This window comes from Rhodococcus sp. ABRD24 (genome assembly GCF_004328705.1).
Lineage (GTDB): Bacteria > Actinomycetota > Actinomycetes > Mycobacteriales > Mycobacteriaceae > Prescottella.
The window spans coordinates 2,076,514-2,093,088 of the sequence record NZ_CP035319.1; the positions used below are offsets into that span (position 1 = coordinate 2,076,514).

At 66.4% G+C, this 16,575-nt stretch carries 16 protein-coding genes and 2 pseudogenes; 10 read left to right on the forward strand and 8 right to left on the reverse strand.

Annotation, left to right across the window (positions count from 1 at the left end):
- Positions 1 to 34: 34 nt before the first annotated feature.
- Entirely contained in the window at positions 35 to 1,279 is a 1,245-nt protein-coding gene (locus ERC79_RS09230; RefSeq protein ID WP_131577593.1) for an acyl-CoA dehydrogenase family protein, read from the reverse strand.
- Positions 1,280 to 1,439: 160 nt separating this feature from the next.
- On the opposite strand from ERC79_RS09230, the gene ERC79_RS09235 reads away from it, so the two are divergent.
- A complete protein-coding gene (locus ERC79_RS09235) occupies positions 1,440 to 1,925 on the forward strand; it encodes a MarR family transcriptional regulator (RefSeq protein ID WP_207390449.1) in 486 nt (161 codons plus the stop codon).
- A 29-nt stretch (positions 1,926 to 1,954) separates the two neighbouring features.
- Positions 1,955 to 2,356, forward strand: coding sequence for a DUF5313 family protein (locus ERC79_RS09240; RefSeq protein ID WP_207390450.1), 402 nt, complete (start codon positions 1,955 to 1,957; stop codon positions 2,354 to 2,356).
- Positions 2,357 to 2,451: 95 nt separating this feature from the next.
- On the opposite strand, the pseudogene ERC79_RS09245 reads toward ERC79_RS09240, so the two are convergent.
- Positions 2,452 to 2,673: pseudogene (locus ERC79_RS09245) on the reverse strand (transposase); the annotation flags it as partial.
- A gap of 537 nt (positions 2,674 to 3,210) precedes the next feature.
- Here ERC79_RS09245 and ERC79_RS09250 point away from each other — a divergent pair.
- The 3 genes and pseudogenes from ERC79_RS09250 to ERC79_RS23395 all read left to right on the forward strand — a co-directional run.
- On the forward strand, positions 3,211 to 4,239 hold the full coding sequence (locus tag ERC79_RS09250) for a trypsin-like serine protease (RefSeq protein WP_131577595.1): 1,029 nt from the start codon (positions 3,211 to 3,213) through the stop codon (positions 4,237 to 4,239).
- 5 nt (positions 4,240 to 4,244) lie between these two features.
- Entirely contained in the window at positions 4,245 to 4,583 is a 339-nt protein-coding gene (locus ERC79_RS09255; RefSeq protein ID WP_165497066.1) for a hypothetical protein, read from the forward strand.
- A 76-nt stretch (positions 4,584 to 4,659) separates the two neighbouring features.
- A pseudogene (locus ERC79_RS23395) lies at positions 4,660 to 4,950 on the forward strand (transposase); the annotation flags it as partial.
- Positions 4,951 to 4,954: 4 nt separating this feature from the next.
- Here ERC79_RS23395 and ERC79_RS09265 read toward each other — a convergent pair.
- The 4 genes from ERC79_RS09265 to ERC79_RS09280 form a co-directional block, all read right to left on the reverse strand.
- Positions 4,955 to 6,220, reverse strand: a complete 1,266-nt coding sequence (locus tag ERC79_RS09265) for a DUF6596 domain-containing protein (RefSeq protein WP_131577599.1) — start codon at positions 6,218 to 6,220, stop codon at positions 4,955 to 4,957.
- 5 nt (positions 6,221 to 6,225) lie between these two features.
- Positions 6,226 to 6,567, reverse strand: a complete 342-nt coding sequence (locus tag ERC79_RS09270; RefSeq protein ID WP_131577601.1) for a YciI family protein — start codon at positions 6,565 to 6,567, stop codon at positions 6,226 to 6,228.
- Between the two features lie 104 nt (positions 6,568 to 6,671).
- A complete protein-coding gene (locus tag ERC79_RS09275) occupies positions 6,672 to 7,649 on the reverse strand; it encodes an alpha/beta hydrolase (RefSeq protein ID WP_131577603.1) in 978 nt (325 codons plus the stop codon).
- Positions 7,650 to 7,659: 10 nt separating this feature from the next.
- Positions 7,660 to 8,502 carry an alpha/beta hydrolase gene (locus ERC79_RS09280; protein ID WP_131577605.1) on the reverse strand — a complete coding sequence of 281 codons (843 nt, stop codon included), beginning with the start codon at positions 8,500 to 8,502 and terminating at the stop codon, positions 7,660 to 7,662.
- Between the two features lie 194 nt (positions 8,503 to 8,696).
- On the opposite strand from ERC79_RS09280, the gene ERC79_RS09285 reads away from it, so the two are divergent.
- Positions 8,697 to 9,683, forward strand: a complete 987-nt coding sequence (locus ERC79_RS09285) for a sigma-70 family RNA polymerase sigma factor (RefSeq protein WP_131577607.1) — start codon at positions 8,697 to 8,699, stop codon at positions 9,681 to 9,683.
- Positions 9,684 to 9,716: 33 nt separating this feature from the next.
- Here the strand turns inward: ERC79_RS09285 and ERC79_RS09290 are convergent, their stop codons facing one another.
- The gene (locus ERC79_RS09290; protein ID WP_131577609.1) at positions 9,717 to 10,121 is read right to left on the reverse strand and encodes a VOC family protein; all 405 of its coding nucleotides are present in this window, start codon (positions 10,119 to 10,121) and stop codon (positions 9,717 to 9,719) included.
- Positions 10,122 to 10,229: 108 nt separating this feature from the next.
- Complete coding sequence (locus tag ERC79_RS09295; protein WP_131577612.1) at positions 10,230 to 10,511, reverse strand: hypothetical protein; 282 nt, start codon at positions 10,509 to 10,511, stop codon at positions 10,230 to 10,232.
- A gap of 336 nt (positions 10,512 to 10,847) precedes the next feature.
- Here ERC79_RS09295 and ERC79_RS09300 point away from each other — a divergent pair, with 336 nt between their 5' ends.
- The 4 genes from ERC79_RS09300 (at position 10,848) to ERC79_RS09315 (ending at position 16,543) form a co-directional block, all read left to right on the forward strand.
- Positions 10,848 to 13,403 (forward strand): LuxR C-terminal-related transcriptional regulator, encoded by a 2,556-nt coding sequence (locus ERC79_RS09300; protein WP_242676789.1) that lies wholly within the window; start codon positions 10,848 to 10,850, stop codon positions 13,401 to 13,403.
- 105 nt (positions 13,404 to 13,508) lie between these two features.
- Complete coding sequence (locus tag ERC79_RS09305) at positions 13,509 to 14,564, forward strand: pirin family protein (protein WP_131577614.1); 1,056 nt, start codon at positions 13,509 to 13,511, stop codon at positions 14,562 to 14,564.
- Positions 14,565 to 14,770: 206 nt separating this feature from the next.
- Positions 14,771 to 15,535 (forward strand): pirin-like bicupin family protein, encoded by a 765-nt coding sequence (locus ERC79_RS09310; protein WP_131577616.1) that lies wholly within the window; start codon positions 14,771 to 14,773, stop codon positions 15,533 to 15,535.
- Positions 15,536 to 15,619: 84 nt separating this feature from the next.
- Positions 15,620 to 16,543: a hotdog fold thioesterase gene (locus tag ERC79_RS09315; protein WP_131577617.1), complete on the forward strand. Its 924-nt coding sequence runs from the start codon at positions 15,620 to 15,622 to the stop codon at positions 16,541 to 16,543.
- Positions 16,544 to 16,575 lie beyond the last annotated feature (32 nt).

Sequence of the window (16,575 nt, forward strand, 5' to 3'; positions counted from 1 at the left end):
TCCGCGCGGCACCCTACGCGGACCGAGGGCGGAATCACTTGCCCAGCAGACCCTTCGCGATGTGCGTCACCTGGATTTCGTTGCTGCCCGCGTAAATCATGAGGGACTTGGCGTCACGCGCGAGCTGCTCCACCTTGTACTCGGCCATGTAACCGTTGCCACCGAACAGCTGGACGGCCTCCATCGCAACCTCGGTGGCCGCGCGCGAGGAGTACAGCTTCATCGCCGACGCCTCGGCGAGCGTCACCTTGTCACCGGCCGCGGTGCGCTCGATCGCGTTGAAGACCATGTTCTGCACGTTGAGGCGCGCGACCTCCATCTCGGCCAGCTTGAGCTGGATGAGCTGGAACTGCGCGATCTCCTTGCCCCACAGCTTGCGGCTCTTGGCGTATTCGATGGACAGCCGCTGGCATTCGTTGATGATGCCCAGGGCGAGCGATGCGATACCGATGCGCTCGGCCGCGAACGACTCCTTGGCGCTCTCCTTACCGTCACCCTTGGCCGGATTCTCGGTCTCACCGAGCAGTCTGTCCTTGGTGATCCGGACGTTGTCGAAGAACAGTTCGCCCGTGGGCGAGGAGTTCATACCCATCTTCTTGAACGGCGCGCTCTGGGTGAAGCCCTCCATCCCCTTGTCGAGGACGAAGCCGAGGACCTTGCGGTCGCGGCGGTCGATCGACGCGTCGCCCTCGTCGAGCTTGGCGTAGACGATCGTGACGTCGGCGTACGGGCCGTTGGTGATGAATGTCTTCTGTCCGTTGAGGATGTAGTCCTCACCGTCGCGGCGAACGTACGACTTCATACCGCCGAAGGCGTCGGAGCCGGAGTCGGGCTCGGTGATGGCCCACGCGCCCACCTTCTCCATCGTGACGAGACCGGGCAGCCAGCGCTTCTTCTGCGCCAGGGTGCCACGGCTGCGGAGGGTGCCGGCGGCGAGGCCGATACTCACACCCATCGATGCGACGAGGCCCAGGCTCACGCCCGCGATCTCGCTGTTGAGGATCACTCCCATGCTGCCGGCACCGCTGAAGCCGCTCGACTTCTCGCCGGACTCGGGCAGCGTCTCGCCGCGCTCCTTGGCTTCCTCCTTCGCAAAAGACTTCTCGAGCGCCTCGGTCGCCATCTCGTCCATACCGAAGGTGGAGTACATCTTGCGGATGATCTCGAACGGAGGGAGTTCACCGCTCTCGAGCTTGTCGACGTGCGGCTTGACCTCCTTGTCGATGAAGCCACGCAGCGCGTCACGGAACATCAGGTCTGTGTCGGACCACTCGTACATGTCATGAACTCCAGTCAGTGCGTACAGCCGGACAGCGGCAGGTCGGAGCCGCCGGTGGCGGCCGTCACACCCGAATATAGAACAGGTTCTCGTTCAGTGAGCCGACGCTCCCGAGCGAGCATTTAGTTAGTGCACGACTTAATCGTGTACTATCAATTTCGTGACCACAACGAGCATCGAGCAGAACCTCGACTGGGGCGGAGCCGACCCGCTCGCCCTGGACCGACAGGTGTGCTTCGCCCTCGCGGTCGCCAACCGCGCGGTGCTGGCCGTGTATCGCCCCCTCCTCGAACCGATGGGCCTGACGCATCCGCAGTACCTCGTGATGCTCGCACTGTGGGGTGACGCCCCGCTGTCGGTCAAGGAGATCGGCCAGGCGCTACAACTCGACTCACCCACCCTCTCCCCACTCCTCAAACGGCTCGAGTCGAGCGGCCTCATCACCCGCACACGCAGCAGCACCGACGAGCGCCAGTTGATCGTCGAACTGACCGACGCCGGCAAGGCTCTGCGGGCCCAGGCCGAGCTGATCCCCGGCGCCGTGGTGCATCGCCTCGGCGTCAGCCTGGCCGAGCTCGAAGAACTGCACTCCGTCCTCACCCGCGTCAACACCGCCGCCCTGCGCGCAGGCGCACTGCACGAGTGAACCGCCCCCTCCAGACAGGTACCCAGGACATGTCCAGCAACAACACCCGGAAGATGAAACGCCCCAACCCCTTCCAGTGGATCGCATACTCCTGCGGCCGCAAGCTGCCCGACTCGATGCAGGAGTGGGTCCGCAACGACCTCGTCGGCGACTACGCGGTGCCGCGCCACATGATCCGGAGCATGGTGCCGTTCATCCCGGTGTTCGCCGCATTCTTCCTCTTCCCCGGACCGCTGTGGCTGCGCGGGTCGATGGTGCTCCTCGGCGTCCTGCTGGCGTTGTTCTTCTCGGCTGCGTACATGGAGCAGAACCGTCGCCGCCGCCTCGAGAAGAACGGTTTGCCCGCAGACCTGGAGAACCCCAAGAAGACCGCTCGGTACAACGCCGAGAAGGCCGCGTACGAGAAGGCGCACCCGCACAGCATCCAGTAGGACTAGGTCAAGTCGGAAAGGTGTGGTGACACAGCGGGCAGTGCCGATCCAATGGGCAAGTACGCGTTGGAGTTCGCGGACGATGCCGTAGAGGGTCAGGCCTGCCCGGCGGCTTTTCGGTCGGTCAGCCGCAGGGCGGTCAGGAACAGGTGGGCGGCAGTGACGAGAGTGGCGTGGTGGTGCCAACCGAGCCAGGAGCGGCCTTCGAAGTGGTCGAGGCCGAGTGCGACTTTGAGTTCCCGGTAGTCGTGCTCGATGCGCCAGCGGAGTTTCGCGAGGCGGACGAGTTCGCCGACCGGCGTGTCGGCAGGCAGGGTGACGAGCCACTAGTCGGCGGGTTCTGTTGCACCGACGAGCCATTCGGCCAGTAACCACACCTGCTCGACCGATCCGTCGACGCGCGGGGCACTCGGTGGCCGGTGGGCCGGGACCGAAGGTCCACGACGGCGCCAGGGTCAACGAACTCGCCGGCCTGCTCGACCCATCAGGATGACCGGACTGGACAATCGAAACCCGCCTGACCGGTGAGACACGATGACGCACGACAGGAAGGGCGCCTCATTCCACACGCCCGGAACTTCAAAACCATCACCGGGACAACCAATCCGAACCTGATGCGGCCGATACCGGGACTCCCGAAAGACCGCTACCGAATTGCCCGTTTTCGTCACATAAGACCGTTCAGTCGGTACGATTCTGTGTAGCGCCTACCTGCGCTCGCCTGGGCGCCTCCCGATCGGGGACGGCGTCCAAACTTCGTTCGATCTATCGAATCGTCGCTCGTGGCAGGACGAGTCATATCTGCCAGTGCACGAGACGAACTTTTCAATTCTGGAGATGAAACAGTGAGACGGATGTTAAAGATCGCCGCGGCCGCGGCGGGGGCGGTCAGCCTTGTGCTTGTCCCGACGGCACCCGCGAACGCGGAAACCGACACTCCCAACGCCATGGTGGTGCAAATCCCAGAGACACCAGACGATCCCGCCCCGATTCTGAGTCAGAGCGAGCTGGAGCTCGATCCCGACTTCCAGGCCTACCTTCAGCAAGAACAGCAATACCAGCAGACGGTTCAGACGGCACCGACGGTGACGTCGCCGGACAGCGGCGGGGCCGGCCGGGTTTCCGCTCGCAGCACCAACCCCGTCGAGACGCGTCACGACGGCGTCGGAGCACTCTATTTCACCGCGGTCGCCTACTCCTACCGCTCGTGCACCGCGAACTACATCGGTGGAAAGTTCTGGCTCACCGCCGATCACTGTGTCAAACTCGCCCCCTGGGCGCCGGGATTCATTCAGCAGTCCGACGGGCAGTTCGCCGGGATCGAGAACATCTACCGCATTAACCAGCCGAACGTGGACTTGGCACTGATCAAGGTCGGGTCCGGCATCAGTGCGACACCATTCAGCTTGTCAACCCGCACGCCCACCATTTCCGACACCCTCAAACTCGTCGGGTACTCAGGGATCAACAACACCAACACCCCTCAGGACTTCTCCTCTTCGTCGACACTCGACTACCAGTACCACATTCCCTCGATAACGTTCGTCGACGGCTCAGTGTTCAATGACCTCTCGTCGTTCACTGCCACCGATTACCCCACTTGCAAGGGTGATTCCGGTGGTGCCTATTTCTCCGCCGGAACTATGTTCGGTGTCCATACTGGACAGGGAGTTGTTGTGTCCCAGAATACGATCTACAACTGCACCAATTGGTCAATGATGACCAACCTCACCCCGTATATTCCGTGGATTCAGAATATTATGGCGACGCAATCCCAATCCAACATCGGTGAGATCGCCCGTGCATTCACCGGCGGGGTGGGCGCAAACTTGCCCTTCCGCAACGCTGGATACGCCCCGAATATCGGCTACATAGGAAGCTGACCGCCATGCGACTCACCCTGACTAGATCCGTAATCCTGACCGTAGGGCTATTCCTCGCCGCAGCCCCGTCAGTGGCCCACGCCCAAGATTCCGTCGGTGGCGGGAGCCTTCCCGCCAGCGGCAGCAGCTTCTTCCAGGCGGGTTCCGCCGAGACCATCTCGGACGCCATTCGGTTCAACCGGACCTTCACCGAGCAGGAGATCACCAAGTGTCGGGAGGACGCCGAAGGCGACGCCTCAACCGGCCTCCGCCCCTGCCCTGTGCGACCGATCACCGAGATGGACCTCGCTGTAGCCCGGCTGCTGTTCGGCTCTGGGTATGTGCTGTTCGGCTCCATGGGTTGATTCAGCGCACCGCCTTTCGGGTCGGCACCACATCCTGTGGTGTCGACCCGCCCGGTCACCCGCCCGCGCCTGTAGCTACGACGTCACCTATCTCCCCGGGCTGAAGATGCACCGAGTCGCCGTCCTGCATCCCGAGACATGCGCGAAAGCCGATGCCCGCGACGCGTTCATCACCGCCGACACCGCCCGCGCACACGCTGTGCCGGTTCGACGTCGGCGACGAAACCCTTACCGAACTCGGGGTGCTCGTCGTGTTTGACGGCAACCTCGTTTGACGGCGACCTCGCCGGTGGGGCCACCCGGATCAGTAACCGCATCCGCGGACATACTCACCGGGATCAACCCCGCGCTCGAACGGGCAGTGGGGAAGCCTAGTCCTGCACGTCCGCGAGCCGGCGCCGCAGATACTCGCGCTCGGGTTCGGTCCCGGCCAGATCCAGTGCGCGCCGGTACGCCTCCGCGGCCTCCTGCCGTCGTCCTGCCCGGGACAGCAGCTCCGCGCGCGCCGCGGCATACGGATGATGATCGCGCAGACGCGGTTCGTCGGCCAGCTCATCGAGCAGAAGCAGACCCGCATCCGGCCCATCCCGCATCGCGACGGCCACCGCGCGGTTCAGTGCGACGACGGGGGACGGAGTGAGTGCGAGCAGCACGTCGTACAGCCCCACGATCTGCGGCCAGTCGGTGCTTGCGATGTCTTCGACTTCGTCGTGCAGCGCAGCAATCGCGGCCTGCACCCCGTACGGTCCGGGCGGACCCCCGGTGAGCGCGACCCGCACCAGGACGCGGCCCTCCTCGATCATCGGCCGGTCCCAGCTCGCGCGATCTTGGTCCCCCAACAGCACCAGTGCGCCGCCCGGGCCGGTACGGGCGGTGCGCCGCGCGTGGACCAGAAGCATCAAAGCGAGCAACCCCGCCACCTCACGCTGATCGGGCATCAGCCGACGCAGTATGCGGGTGAGGCGGATGGCCTCGTCGGCGGCGTCGACCCGCTGCAGATGTTCTCCGTTGCTAGCGGCATATCCCTCGGTGAAGATCGAGTACAGGACCTGCAGCACGCCGGGCAACCGCTGTGGCAGCTCATCGCCACCCGGCACCCGGAAGGGGACGCGGGCCTGTCGAATCTTCTTCTTGGCCCGCACTATCCGCTGCGCCATCGTGGACGGTGGCACCAGGAACGCACGTGCCACCTCGAGCGTCGTCAGCCCGGCGAGGCACCGCAGCGTCAGCGCCGCGCGGTCCTCGGCCGGCAGCGCCGGGTGGGTGCATGTGAAGAACAGCTGAAGCCGATCGTCGGGCAGCTCACCGGCGGCATCCGCGGCCGGCGCAGGATCTGTGCGGTCCGCCTCGGCCTGCAGGACGGCCAGACGCGCGGCGTAGGACTTGTCTCGTCGCAGCCGATCCACTGCGCGGCGCCGCGCAGTGGTCAGCAGCCACGCGCCGGGTTTCGACGGGACCCCGTCCACCGGCCAATGCACCAGCGCCGCCTCGATGGCCTCGGACGCCATCTCCTCCGCCAGGTCGAGGTCGTGGAACCGGCCGACCAGGGTGGCGAGCAGTCGGCCGCGTTCCTCCCGGAAGACCGCCTCGACAGCCGCGTCCACGGCCGGATCCCGGCCGACTGACGGCTCGTTCATCACGGTCAGTCCCAGTCAGCCACCGGGCGCACCACGATGCGGCCACCGCCACGCGAGCCCGGACAGCGCGCCGCCCAGTCGAGGGCGACGTCCAGGTGGGGCACGTCGATCACGTAGAAGCCGCCGAGCACCTCCCGGGTCTCGGCGAACGGACCGTCCGTCGTGATGGTGCGCTGGCCGTCGTCCCCCACGCGCACGCTGGTTGCCGTCACCAGATCGGCCAGCGATTCCCCCGAAACGAAGATTCCGGCGTCCTTGACCTCCTTGTCGTAGACCATCCAGTCCTCAGGAGTGCATCCCGCATTTGGCTCGGCGGATTCTGCGTTGATCAGCATCAGGTACTTCATGGTTCTGACTCCTTCGTGTCCGTGTTCGGTTGCCGTACACGTTGACGACGAACGGGACACCACCCGATCGACAGGGCCACCGATCAACTTTCGGGCAATCCCGATCAGTCGAGTCCCGCCAGGAACTCGAGCATCGCGGCGTTCACTTGATCCGGCGCCTCCATCTGCACGAAATGCCCGACGCCGGGGATCACGTGGGTCGAGCGAAGACCTGGCACCATCGACGCCATCGTCTCGAACGGATCCCTACCCATCATCTCGAGCACCGGATCCTTCGCGCCGGCGATGAACGTCGTGGGAAGCGTGATCGGGCGGTCGTGCAGGTCCTCGTTCTGCTCCCACACGTAGTCGTCGGCCCGGTACCAATTGAGCCCGCCGGTGAATCCGGTACGCGCAAACTCCTGTACGTAGTAGTCGAACTCGTCCTCGCTCAGCCACGGCCACGGTAGCGCCGGCGGCTCCGGCAGCACGTCGAGGTAGCCGTTGCCCTCGGACGGGAAATCCCAGCAGCCCAGGTAGCGGTTGGCGCCGCTGAGAGCGTGGAAGATCTTGGCCAGGAACTCCTTCGGATTTGCGTCCAACTCGCGGTCCGCCGGGCCGCGCTCTTGAAAGTAGTGCAGGTGCACGAAGTGCTGCGACGCGAGGTACCGGAATCCGATCGTGGGCTGGATGGGCTGACGTGGCATGCGCGGCACGCTGAGCTGCATCAGCGCGCGGACGCGGCCCGGCGCCCACGCGGGCAGATCCCACACCAGCTGCGCGCCGAAGTCGTGACCGGCGAATACCGCCTGCTCGACGCCGAGCGCGTCGAGCAGACCGACCATGTCGGCCACGGTGTGCCGGCGGTCGTACGCGCGCGGATCCGGCGGCGCGCCGGTTCGCCCGTAGCCGCGCATGTCGGGGGCGATCACCCGGTATCCGGCTGCGGCGAGCGCCGGCATCTGGTGCCGCCAGCTGTACCAGAGGCCCGGAAAGCCATGACAGAGCACGACCGGCGCGCCCTGCCCCTGCTCGACGACATGCATCTCGATGTCGCCGACGTCGACGGTTCGGTGGGTGAGCGTGGTGCCGGGATCGGTCATGGGCCGCAGGCTACGTCACCTTCAGACGCGGACGGAGCCAATCGACCAGGTCGTCGAGGACCTTGTCCTGCTCCGGCTCGTTGAACACCTCGTGGAACAGTCCGTCGTACGTCTCGAGCGTCAGATCCGCCGAGCCGGCCCGCTCAGCGATCATCCGGCTGCCCGCGACGTCGGCGAGCCGATCGTCGGTGCCGTGCAGCACCAGCACCGGCAGGGTGAGTGACGGCAGCCGCGCGGGGAAGCTCTCGGCCGAGGTGATCAGGCCGCGGGCGATGCCCGCCTTGACCTTCCCGTGATAGACGAGCGGGTCGGACTCGTACGCCGCGACAACCTTCGGGTCACGCGAAACCGCCTTGGCGTCGAGCGTCTCGACGGGAACGCCCGGAGCGAACCGCCCGAGGATCTTGCCGATCTCGATCACGATCTTCGGGGTACCCGTGGCCAGGACCACGGCGGGCGCGGACAGGATCAACCCGGCCAGCTCGTCCTGGTGGTCCAGCGCGTACGACAGCGCGATCGCTCCGCCCATGCTGTGGCCCAACAGGAAACGATCGAGACCGGGATTCTCGGCGGCAGCGAGCTTGGACAGGTGATGGAGATCGTCGGTGAAGTCCGACCAGTTGCGGAGATCGATCCGTTTGCCGCCCGAGCGACCGTGCCCGCGGTGATCGGGGGCGTACACCACCAGGCCGATCTCGGTCAGTCGCGCGACGACATGGTCGTACCGGCGAGCGTGCTCGCCGAGACCGTGCGCGAGCAGGAGCACCCCGGTCGGCTCACCGTCGGGGCGCCAGACGTCGTACACGATGCGGGTGCCGTGCACCCCGGAGAAGTCGGACTCGATGTGCTGCACGAATGCGAGTGTAGGACGGTATGACGCCGTCGGGGAGGTCTTACGCCGACCGCGTCGGCCCGAGAGCTCGATAGCGCCTCGCTGGCGCCTCGCTGCGACCGGCCCCACGACAGCGCCCCACGACACGAGACGTTCACGACCAGTAGACGCGCACGCCGTTCCGCTTGTCGGATACGGCCGCTAGGGTTCGGGACATGACTGCAGGACAGGACCTCGACAGCGAATTCCTCACGGCAGCAGATCCTTACCGGCGCGAACTACTCGCGCACTGCTATCGCATGATGGGTTCGATCCACGACGCCGAGGACCTCCTACAGGAAACGCTGCTCCGAGGCTGGCGCGGCTACGACAGCTTCGACGGTCGCTCGTCGATCCGCACGTGGCTCCACCGGATCGCAACCAACGCTTGCCTTACCGCGCTCGAGGGACGCGGCCGACGCCCCCTGCCGACCGGCCTGGGCGCCTCGAGTTCCGATCCATCCGACGACCTCGTCGAGCGAGGCGAGATCCCGTGGCTCGAGCCGATCCCGGACTCGATGGTGTGGGGCGAATCGGGCCGCGCCGACGATCCGGCGGCCATCGTCGCGGGACGCGAATCGGTGCGGCTCGCGTTCATCGCTGCCCTGCAACACCTTTCGGCGCGTCAGCGAGCTGTGCTGGTGCTGCGGGAGGTACTGCAGTGGAAGGCCGCCGAGGTTGCGGACGCGCTCGGCACGTCCACCGCCGCCGTCAACAGCCTGCTGCAGCGAGCCCGGGCCCAACTGTCGGAGGCAATGCCCGACCCCGACGTCCTCGTCGAGCCCGAATCCGAGGACACGCGCGAACTGCTGCGCCGCTACGTCGACGGGTTCGAGAAGTACGACATCGACGGGCTCGTGGAGATGTTTACCCGCGATGCGGTATGGGAAATGCCGCCGTTCGTCGGCTGGTACGTCGGCGGCAGCGACATCGCCCGTCTCATCAAGGAGAAGTGCCCCGCTCAGGGGGCGGGCGACATGCGCCTGCTGCCGACGTCCGCCAACGCCCAGCCCGCGCTGGGGCTCTACATGCGGGGAGCAGATGGCATCCACCGTCCGTTCCAGCTACACGTCCTCGACGTCACCGATCGCGGAGTCGCGCACGTGACGTGCTTCTTCGACACCGGCCTGTTCAAGACGTTCGGACTGCCGCCGCACCCCTGATCCCGCTACCTGGCACCACCCGGAACCGGGCAATCACTGCCCAGTAGCGGCGGGGTCCATCCACATGACCTCCCAGACATGGTTGTCGAGGTCACGGAAGGAGCGGCCGTACATGAACCCCTGATCCTGCGGGTCCATCCATTTGGAGCCGCCCGCGGCAATCGCGGCGTCCACCAGGGTGTCCACCTCGTCGCGGCTGTCGGCCGAGATACAGGTGAGGACCTCGCGGCTACTGGACGTGTCGCAGATATCGTCGGCGATGAAGTCCCGGAAACGCGCCTCTTCCAGCAACATGACCCAGGCCGAGTCGCTGATCACCATGCAGGCGCAGTTGTCGTCGCTGAACATCTCGTTGAACTCGAAGCCGAGACCACCGAAGAACTTCCGGGTCGCGACGATGTCAGTGACGGGCAGGTTCACGAAAAGCAGACGGGACATGGGGTCTCCTGATTCGAAAGGGCTCTCGGATGCGAACCCTCGGCGAGGGCTCCCACCGATACAGACCTGGCCCGGCCCGAAAACTCATCGCGCCCCGCACCTACGTGGTCAGTACCCCAGCCCGTCCGGCAGGCCCAGCGCGTCGAGCCGCTTGATGCGGCGGTGCTCTGCGAGGACCAGCAGGGTCCCGACCACCAGGCTCACCGCGCAGATGACGCCAGCGATCCACGCCCATCCGTTGAAGCCGTATCCGGCCGCGACCAGCGCCATTCCAAGCGTCACGATAGAGATCCCGATCAGCGCGTAGCCCGGCCAGTTGCGGGCGTCCTCGATTGCCTCACCTGGATGCACACGCTCGAAGTCCGACGGGTCGTTCTCGAAGTCGTTCACAAAAGCCTCCCGGTCCAATGTTCCGATTGTGCTCTCGTTGCCATGTGTCCCTTGTGATGCGCCGTCGGGCAGAGCTCGCGACGGCCTTCATGACGATTGTCCCCCGCCACGGGCGCTTGCGCACGCATACAGGCAGTCGACCTTGTCGCTGCATTCCTGCTGCCGCTATGCATCGGGTAGGTCGAGCCACCCGATATCGCGGAGGAATCGCGGCCGCGGCATGACCGGCTCACGACTTTGCCTTCCTGCGCCCTGCCGGTGTGGAAGTATGACCTGTCCGTGCACGTGGCCGCGTCTGACAGCCCGTGCACGTCGAGCTTTCACGGGGGTGAGCTTGTGACAGGCGAGGGGGAGAACGTGCAGGCGAGGCGGGCGGTGCGGGCGGAACAGTCGCTGCTCGCCAGGCCCCGCCTGTCCGGACTGCTCCTCGACCCACCGGCTTTGGCCGTGATCCGTGGGCCACGCGGTTCCGGCAAGTCGGCGCTGCTGTCTACATGGCTCACCTCCGACGCCGCACCGGCCGATCCCGTCGTCGCCGGGTCGCCGGATCCCGACATCACGGCCGACCGCTACTGGCAGGCGGTCGTGCACAGCCTCGCCAACGCACTCGAGGCCGATTCCACCGACCCCGTGGTGTTGGTTCTCGACGACATCGACCGGATTGGTGACCCGGAGACCGAATCACGCATCCTCGACATGCTGCACCTGCACGATCGGCTGCACGTCGTGCTCACCGCCCGGGACACCAGCGTGTTCGGCGATCCCGGTGCATCGGACGTCGACCATGTGGTGATCTCGCCGTCCGATCTGCTGTTCACCCCCGACGAGTCGCACAACGTGCTGAAGGATCGCGGGGTCGATCTGCCGCCGCACCTGCTCGAGCTCGTCCAGGACGTCACGGGCGGATTTCCGCCGCTGGTGCGGGCCGCCGCGACTGTCGCGCGCCCGTTCGACTCCGACTACGCCCAGAACCGGGAGCTCGCGCGGCTCGCCCTGGAACGGTCCATCGACAGATACGTCGACCGGGAGATTCTCGGCGATCCCGAACTGGCCGAACGGCGGGAGCTGATCTTTACCGCCTCCGCGGCACGGGTCCTCACCGAAGCCGCTCTCACGGCCCTGACCGGTGACGATGACGCGGCCCGGCACCTTCGCGCGCTGGAATCGGCGGGTGTGCTGAGCCGCTCGCTGTGGCCGAACGACGACGAGTGGCAGTTCCCCCGCGCGATCCGTGAGTCGCTGATGCGCACAGTGCGACTCGAGTCCCCCGCCGGCCCGCTGCGGGCGCCCGGCGAGCTCGCACGCTGGTTCCTGTCGCGACAAGAACCAGCACAGGCGCTCGTCCATGCACTCGACGCACACGACTGGGAGCTCGCGATGTCTACTCTCCGGTCGAACTGGGCGGAGTTGGTCTCGCAACACTTCCAGCTGGTGCGGGAGGCGCTCCTGTTGTTGCCCGCCGATATCGCCGAGGGCGAGCCGTCGATCAGCGCCGGCCGTGAGCTGTTCCTCCGCCTCGGCTCGGACCTGACTCGGTTTCCGGAATCAACCCCTGTGGACGCCGACGCACTCGAGGCCCTCGGCCGCACCCAGGATGCCTCGGACGCGCTCGCTGTGAGCAGCGTACAGTCGCTCATCCTGCGAGTCTCCGGCAACTTCGCGCAGGCCTCCGAGCTCAGCATCCGGCTGGCCACGCTGGGTGACACCGCGGTCGAGTTCCAGAACGACGCCGTCGCGGATTTCCTCCCCCTCCTGCGCCTGCAGTGGGGCATCACCCACCAGTTGCACGGCAACCTGACCCGCGCGTCGATGGAGTTCCGCCGCGCCTTCACCAGCAACCGTCCGGCCGGCACGGACTTCATCGCCCGCAACGCCGCAGGCAGCATCGCCCTCAACTACGCGTTGGCCGGCGAGCTTACCCACGCCGAGTCCTGGCTCGAGAAAGAACAGCGGTACGAGGACGCGTCGACCTGGATCTCGTCGATGGTCCGAGTCGGTGGCCTGGTGGCGGGCGCGTTGGTCGCGCTCGACCGGATGGAGGTCCACGTCGCGGCGAAGATCCTCGCGGATCTGGGCGACCTACCCGACGACGAGGAGCTGTGGGCATTCGCGGTCTACGCGCACTGCCAGCTCGCGCTTGTGTCCGGAACCGCCGAACAAGGACTCGACCGGCTACACCGCGCCACCGCGGTGTACGACCGGTGGTTCACGCCCTGCTCCGTCGCGGCGCCGCTCCTCGCCGCGGCCGAGGCGGAACTGTTGTCGGCGCTCGGCCAGGGCAACGAGGCGCGGGCGGCTATCGAAGGCGCCCGCGGACAGGGACCGTGGACGACGATTGCCCGGGCTCGGGTAGATCTGTCGAGTGGCAACCCGGCGTCCGCACTTGCAGATTGCGCACGAGCGGTGGTGTCGGACTGCCCGCACCCACGGGTCCGGATGGAATCGGCGCTGATCCAGGCGGCCGCTCACCTCGATCTGTCGAACAAGACCCGGGCCAGGGCGATGCTGCAGCGCGCCGTCGCGCTGTCCGGGCAGACGGGACTGGTCCGCCCGTACGCCTCGCAGCCGGCCGGGCGGATCGCGCAGTTGTCGGAACTGGAGGTGGCACTACCGGAGAACTGGCTGACCGCGACACCTCCGCCCGACCGGGCGGTGTTCCCCGACGTCATCAAGCTCATCCAGATCAGCGACCGGGAGTCAGCGGTCCTCGCCGCCCTGACCGAGTCGCCGGCCGTCGCGGACATCGCGGCCCGACTGTACGTCTCACAGAACACCGTCAAGAGCCAGCTCCGCAGTCTGTACCGCAAATTGGGCGTGCACTCGCGAGCCGACGCACTTACGACGGCAATCAAGCTCGGCCTGCTGAGTTCTGGGCACGACGCCGACGCCTGACGCGGCAACCCGTTCCGTTGATGGGCGGGGAATAGACGCGCATGTGAGGCGTTGAGCTAAGGTGAACTAGTTGAATCCTCAACTACATAACCTGAGGGGTGCCACATGCCTGCCGTGACCGTCGACAACATCCTCACGCTGCCCCGCATCGAGGTAGCCGACCCGACCGCGATCGACCGTCCCGTGCTGGACGTCGTCACCGCACCCACCGGATATGAAGGCGAGGGCTTCCCGGTTCGGCGCGCGTTCGCCGGCATCGACCTCCACCACCTCGACCCGTTCATCCACATGGACCAGATGGGCGAGGTGAACTACGCCCCCGGAGAGCCCAAGGGCACGCCGTGGCATCCGCATCGCGGCTTCGAGACAGTCACCTACATGATCGACGGGATCATGGAGCATCAGGATTCCAATGGCGGCGGCGGCACCATCGGTGGCGGCGACACCCAGTGGATGACCGCGGGTGGCGGCATCCTCCACATCGAGACCCCGCCCGAGCACCTCGTCATGAGCGGCGGCCTGTTCCACGGCGTCCAGCTGTGGGTCAACCTACCCAAGAACAACAAGATGGCCGCACCCCGGTACCAGGACATCACCGGCAGCAAGGTCGCACTGCTCTCGAGCCACGACGGCGGCGCGTTGATCCGCGTGATCGCGGGCGAGATCGCCGGCCACCAGGGACCGGGCTCGACGTACACCCCGATCGCGCTGTCACACACCACGGTCGCGCCGGGCGCAAGCGTCACACTGCCGTGGAACCGCGGCTTCAACGCACTCGTCTACGTGCTGGCGGGGGACGGATTCGTCGGCGTCGATCGTCGGCCGATCTCGTCCGGACAGACCGCAGTGTTCGGACGCGGCGAGCGAAGCGACGGGGGATTTCACAGCGGCGAGCGAAGCGACGGGGGATTTCACAGCGGCGAGCGAAGCGACGGGGGACCATACAGCGGCGACACGATCACGATCACCGCCGCGAACACCCAGGACTCACGCACCGAGTCGCTCGAGGTGTTCATCCTGGGCGGGCGGCCCATCCGTGAGCCCATCGCGATGGCCGGCCCGTTCGTGATGAACACCAAGGCCGAGGTCATGCAGGCGTTCGAGGACTACCAAGCCGGTCGACTGGGCTCCGTTCCCGCGGCCCACGAGAGCCTCGACTGATTCTCGCCTGAGCGACCAATTATACTGGCGGGCAACCGATCACGGGTGTCGGCGACCATAACTCCTCGATCGCCGATTCCGTCACTCGTCCGTGAACACTCCGAGACCGAACCGACACCACTGATTCGACGCGGAAGACCCCCACTTCGTACGCTGGGCTCGACAGTGCGTGCGCCCGACAGCGACTGTCACCGAGGAGGACCGCAATGACCGCACTCACGACCCCCCACATCGACGTCCACCGCGCGGGCGACCGCCTGAAGACCAAGATCCCGTGGCTGGACTCGAAGCACTCGTTCTCATTCGGACACCACTACGACCCGGACAACACTCATCACGGTCTGCTGCTCGTCAACAACGACGACACCGTCCAGCCCGGTCAGGGTTTCGACACCCACCCACACAAGGACATGGAGATCGTCACCTGGGTCCTGCGCGGGTCGCTGGTGCACCAGGACTCCATCGGCCACTCCGGCGTGATCTACCCCGGGCTGGCGCAGCGGATGAGCGCAGGAACCGGCATCCTGCACTCGGAGAAGAACGACTCGTGGCGGCTCGAGGGCGACGAACACAGCGATCCTGTGCACTTCGTCCAGATGTGGGTGGTGCCCGACGAGGCCGGTATCGCGCCCGGGTACGAGCAGCTCGAGATCGATGCCGAGCTGCTCTCCGGCGCCCTCGTCCCAGTCGCGTCGGGCATGCGCGAACACCGCGATCATGCCGCAATTCGCATCCACAACAAGCATGCGTCGCTGCACGTCGCACGCCTGCAGCCAGGCAAGCCGGTGCGGGTGCCCGAGGCACTGTTCGTACACGTCTTCGTCGCACGGGGCACTGCGGAGATGGAGGGTGTCGGCACGATCTATGAGGGTGACGCCGTCCGGCTCAGCACATCCGGCGGGCAGACACTGTCCACTGACAGCGCCGCGGAGGTCCTCATCTGGGAGATGCACGCACGTATCGGGAACTGAGATGCGGCGCGTGAACCCCGACCACGGGCGCGGCGAACTGGGCAGCGGTTCGGCGACGGTGAGCTGTGGTGGTACACAGAACGAATGACCACCGCTGCCGAAGATGTGCGCCCAGCCCCCGAGTTGCTCGACCGGCTCAACCTGCTGATGGGAGTGCAAGTACGTGAGCTGCGGCCCGGGCACCTCGTCCTCGCCCAGGAGGTGGGGCCGCGGTTCCACGACCACCGCGGCCACACCGTCCTGGGGTCGATGGGCGTACTCACCGACGCGTGCCCTGGCGGGGCGCTCGGTAACTCGGTCCCGAAGGGCGTCGGGGTGGTGCTGTCGCAGGTGTCGGCGACGCTGGCCGCACCGATGCCCGCGCACGGCACCATCGTCGCGACCGGTGACGCCGTCCACCTCGATGCCGACAGCGGTATGGGCCTGGCGTCGGGCGTCATGCACGACGGAGACGGCAATGTCGTCGCCGTGCTGCAGTCCCGGAGCGTCCTCGTCACCCGCCCTCGCGCCAACGCCGACGCGGTGCTCAGCGGGGAAAGGCTACCCGTCCCCGCGCCCGAGCCCTGCGCCGCCGCCGACGAACTCGCCGGACGCAGCGGGCTCGACATCGTCGACGACATCGCATCCGAGCGCATCGCCCGCGGCCCGCTCGCCGGCCTGCTCGATCTGCGCCTCACCGATGTCGAACGCGGCAACCTCACCGCATCGTTCACGCCTCTGGACTGGATGAGCAATCCGCTCGGATCGATACAGGGCGGCATCCTGATCAGCGCCGCTGATCTGATCAACGGGCTCGTCGCGCAGACGCTGACGGCCGCCGACCAGCAGTACCGAATCCTCGACCTGCGGATCGACTTCATCCGCTCTCCCGCCACCGACGGCCCCCCGATCACCGCCGAGGCAGAGGTGGTGCGGGCCGGGCGACGATTGGCGCTCATCGAATCCCGGCTCGTCGACGGCTCCGGTCAGACGCTGATCCGGGCGTCCGCGAGTGCGCAGCTGCTGTAATCAGTCGCCCGCCTTATCGGCCACTCTCCAAA

Excerpts from the sequence above, each read along its gene's own strand:
- ERC79_RS09265 (WP_131577599.1), bottom strand. The coding sequence starts at position 6,220 with ATGAACGAGCCGTCAGTCGGCCGGGATCCGGCCGTGGACGCGGCTGTC.
- ERC79_RS09255 (WP_165497066.1), top strand. The coding sequence starts at position 4,245 with ATGCGACTCACCCTGACTAGATCCGTAATCCTGACCGTAGGGCTATTC.
- ERC79_RS09315 (WP_131577617.1), top strand. The coding sequence starts at position 15,620 with ATGACCACCGCTGCCGAAGATGTGCGCCCAGCCCCCGAGTTGCTCGAC.
- ERC79_RS09290 (WP_131577609.1), bottom strand. The coding sequence starts at position 10,121 with ATGTCCCGTCTGCTTTTCGTGAACCTGCCCGTCACTGACATCGTCGCG.
- ERC79_RS09270 (WP_131577601.1), bottom strand. The coding sequence starts at position 6,567 with ATGAAGTACCTGATGCTGATCAACGCAGAATCCGCCGAGCCAAATGCG.
- ERC79_RS09310 (WP_131577616.1), top strand. The coding sequence starts at position 14,771 with ATGACCGCACTCACGACCCCCCACATCGACGTCCACCGCGCGGGCGAC.
- ERC79_RS09250 (WP_131577595.1), top strand. The coding sequence starts at position 3,211 with ATGTTAAAGATCGCCGCGGCCGCGGCGGGGGCGGTCAGCCTTGTGCTT.
- ERC79_RS09285 (WP_131577607.1), top strand. The coding sequence starts at position 8,697 with ATGACTGCAGGACAGGACCTCGACAGCGAATTCCTCACGGCAGCAGAT.
- ERC79_RS09305 (WP_131577614.1), top strand. The coding sequence starts at position 13,509 with ATGCCTGCCGTGACCGTCGACAACATCCTCACGCTGCCCCGCATCGAG.
- ERC79_RS09240 (WP_207390450.1), top strand. The coding sequence starts at position 1,955 with ATGTCCAGCAACAACACCCGGAAGATGAAACGCCCCAACCCCTTCCAG.
- ERC79_RS09230 (WP_131577593.1), bottom strand. The coding sequence starts at position 1,279 with ATGTACGAGTGGTCCGACACAGACCTGATGTTCCGTGACGCGCTGCGT.
- ERC79_RS09275 (WP_131577603.1), bottom strand. The coding sequence starts at position 7,649 with ATGACCGATCCCGGCACCACGCTCACCCACCGAACCGTCGACGTCGGC.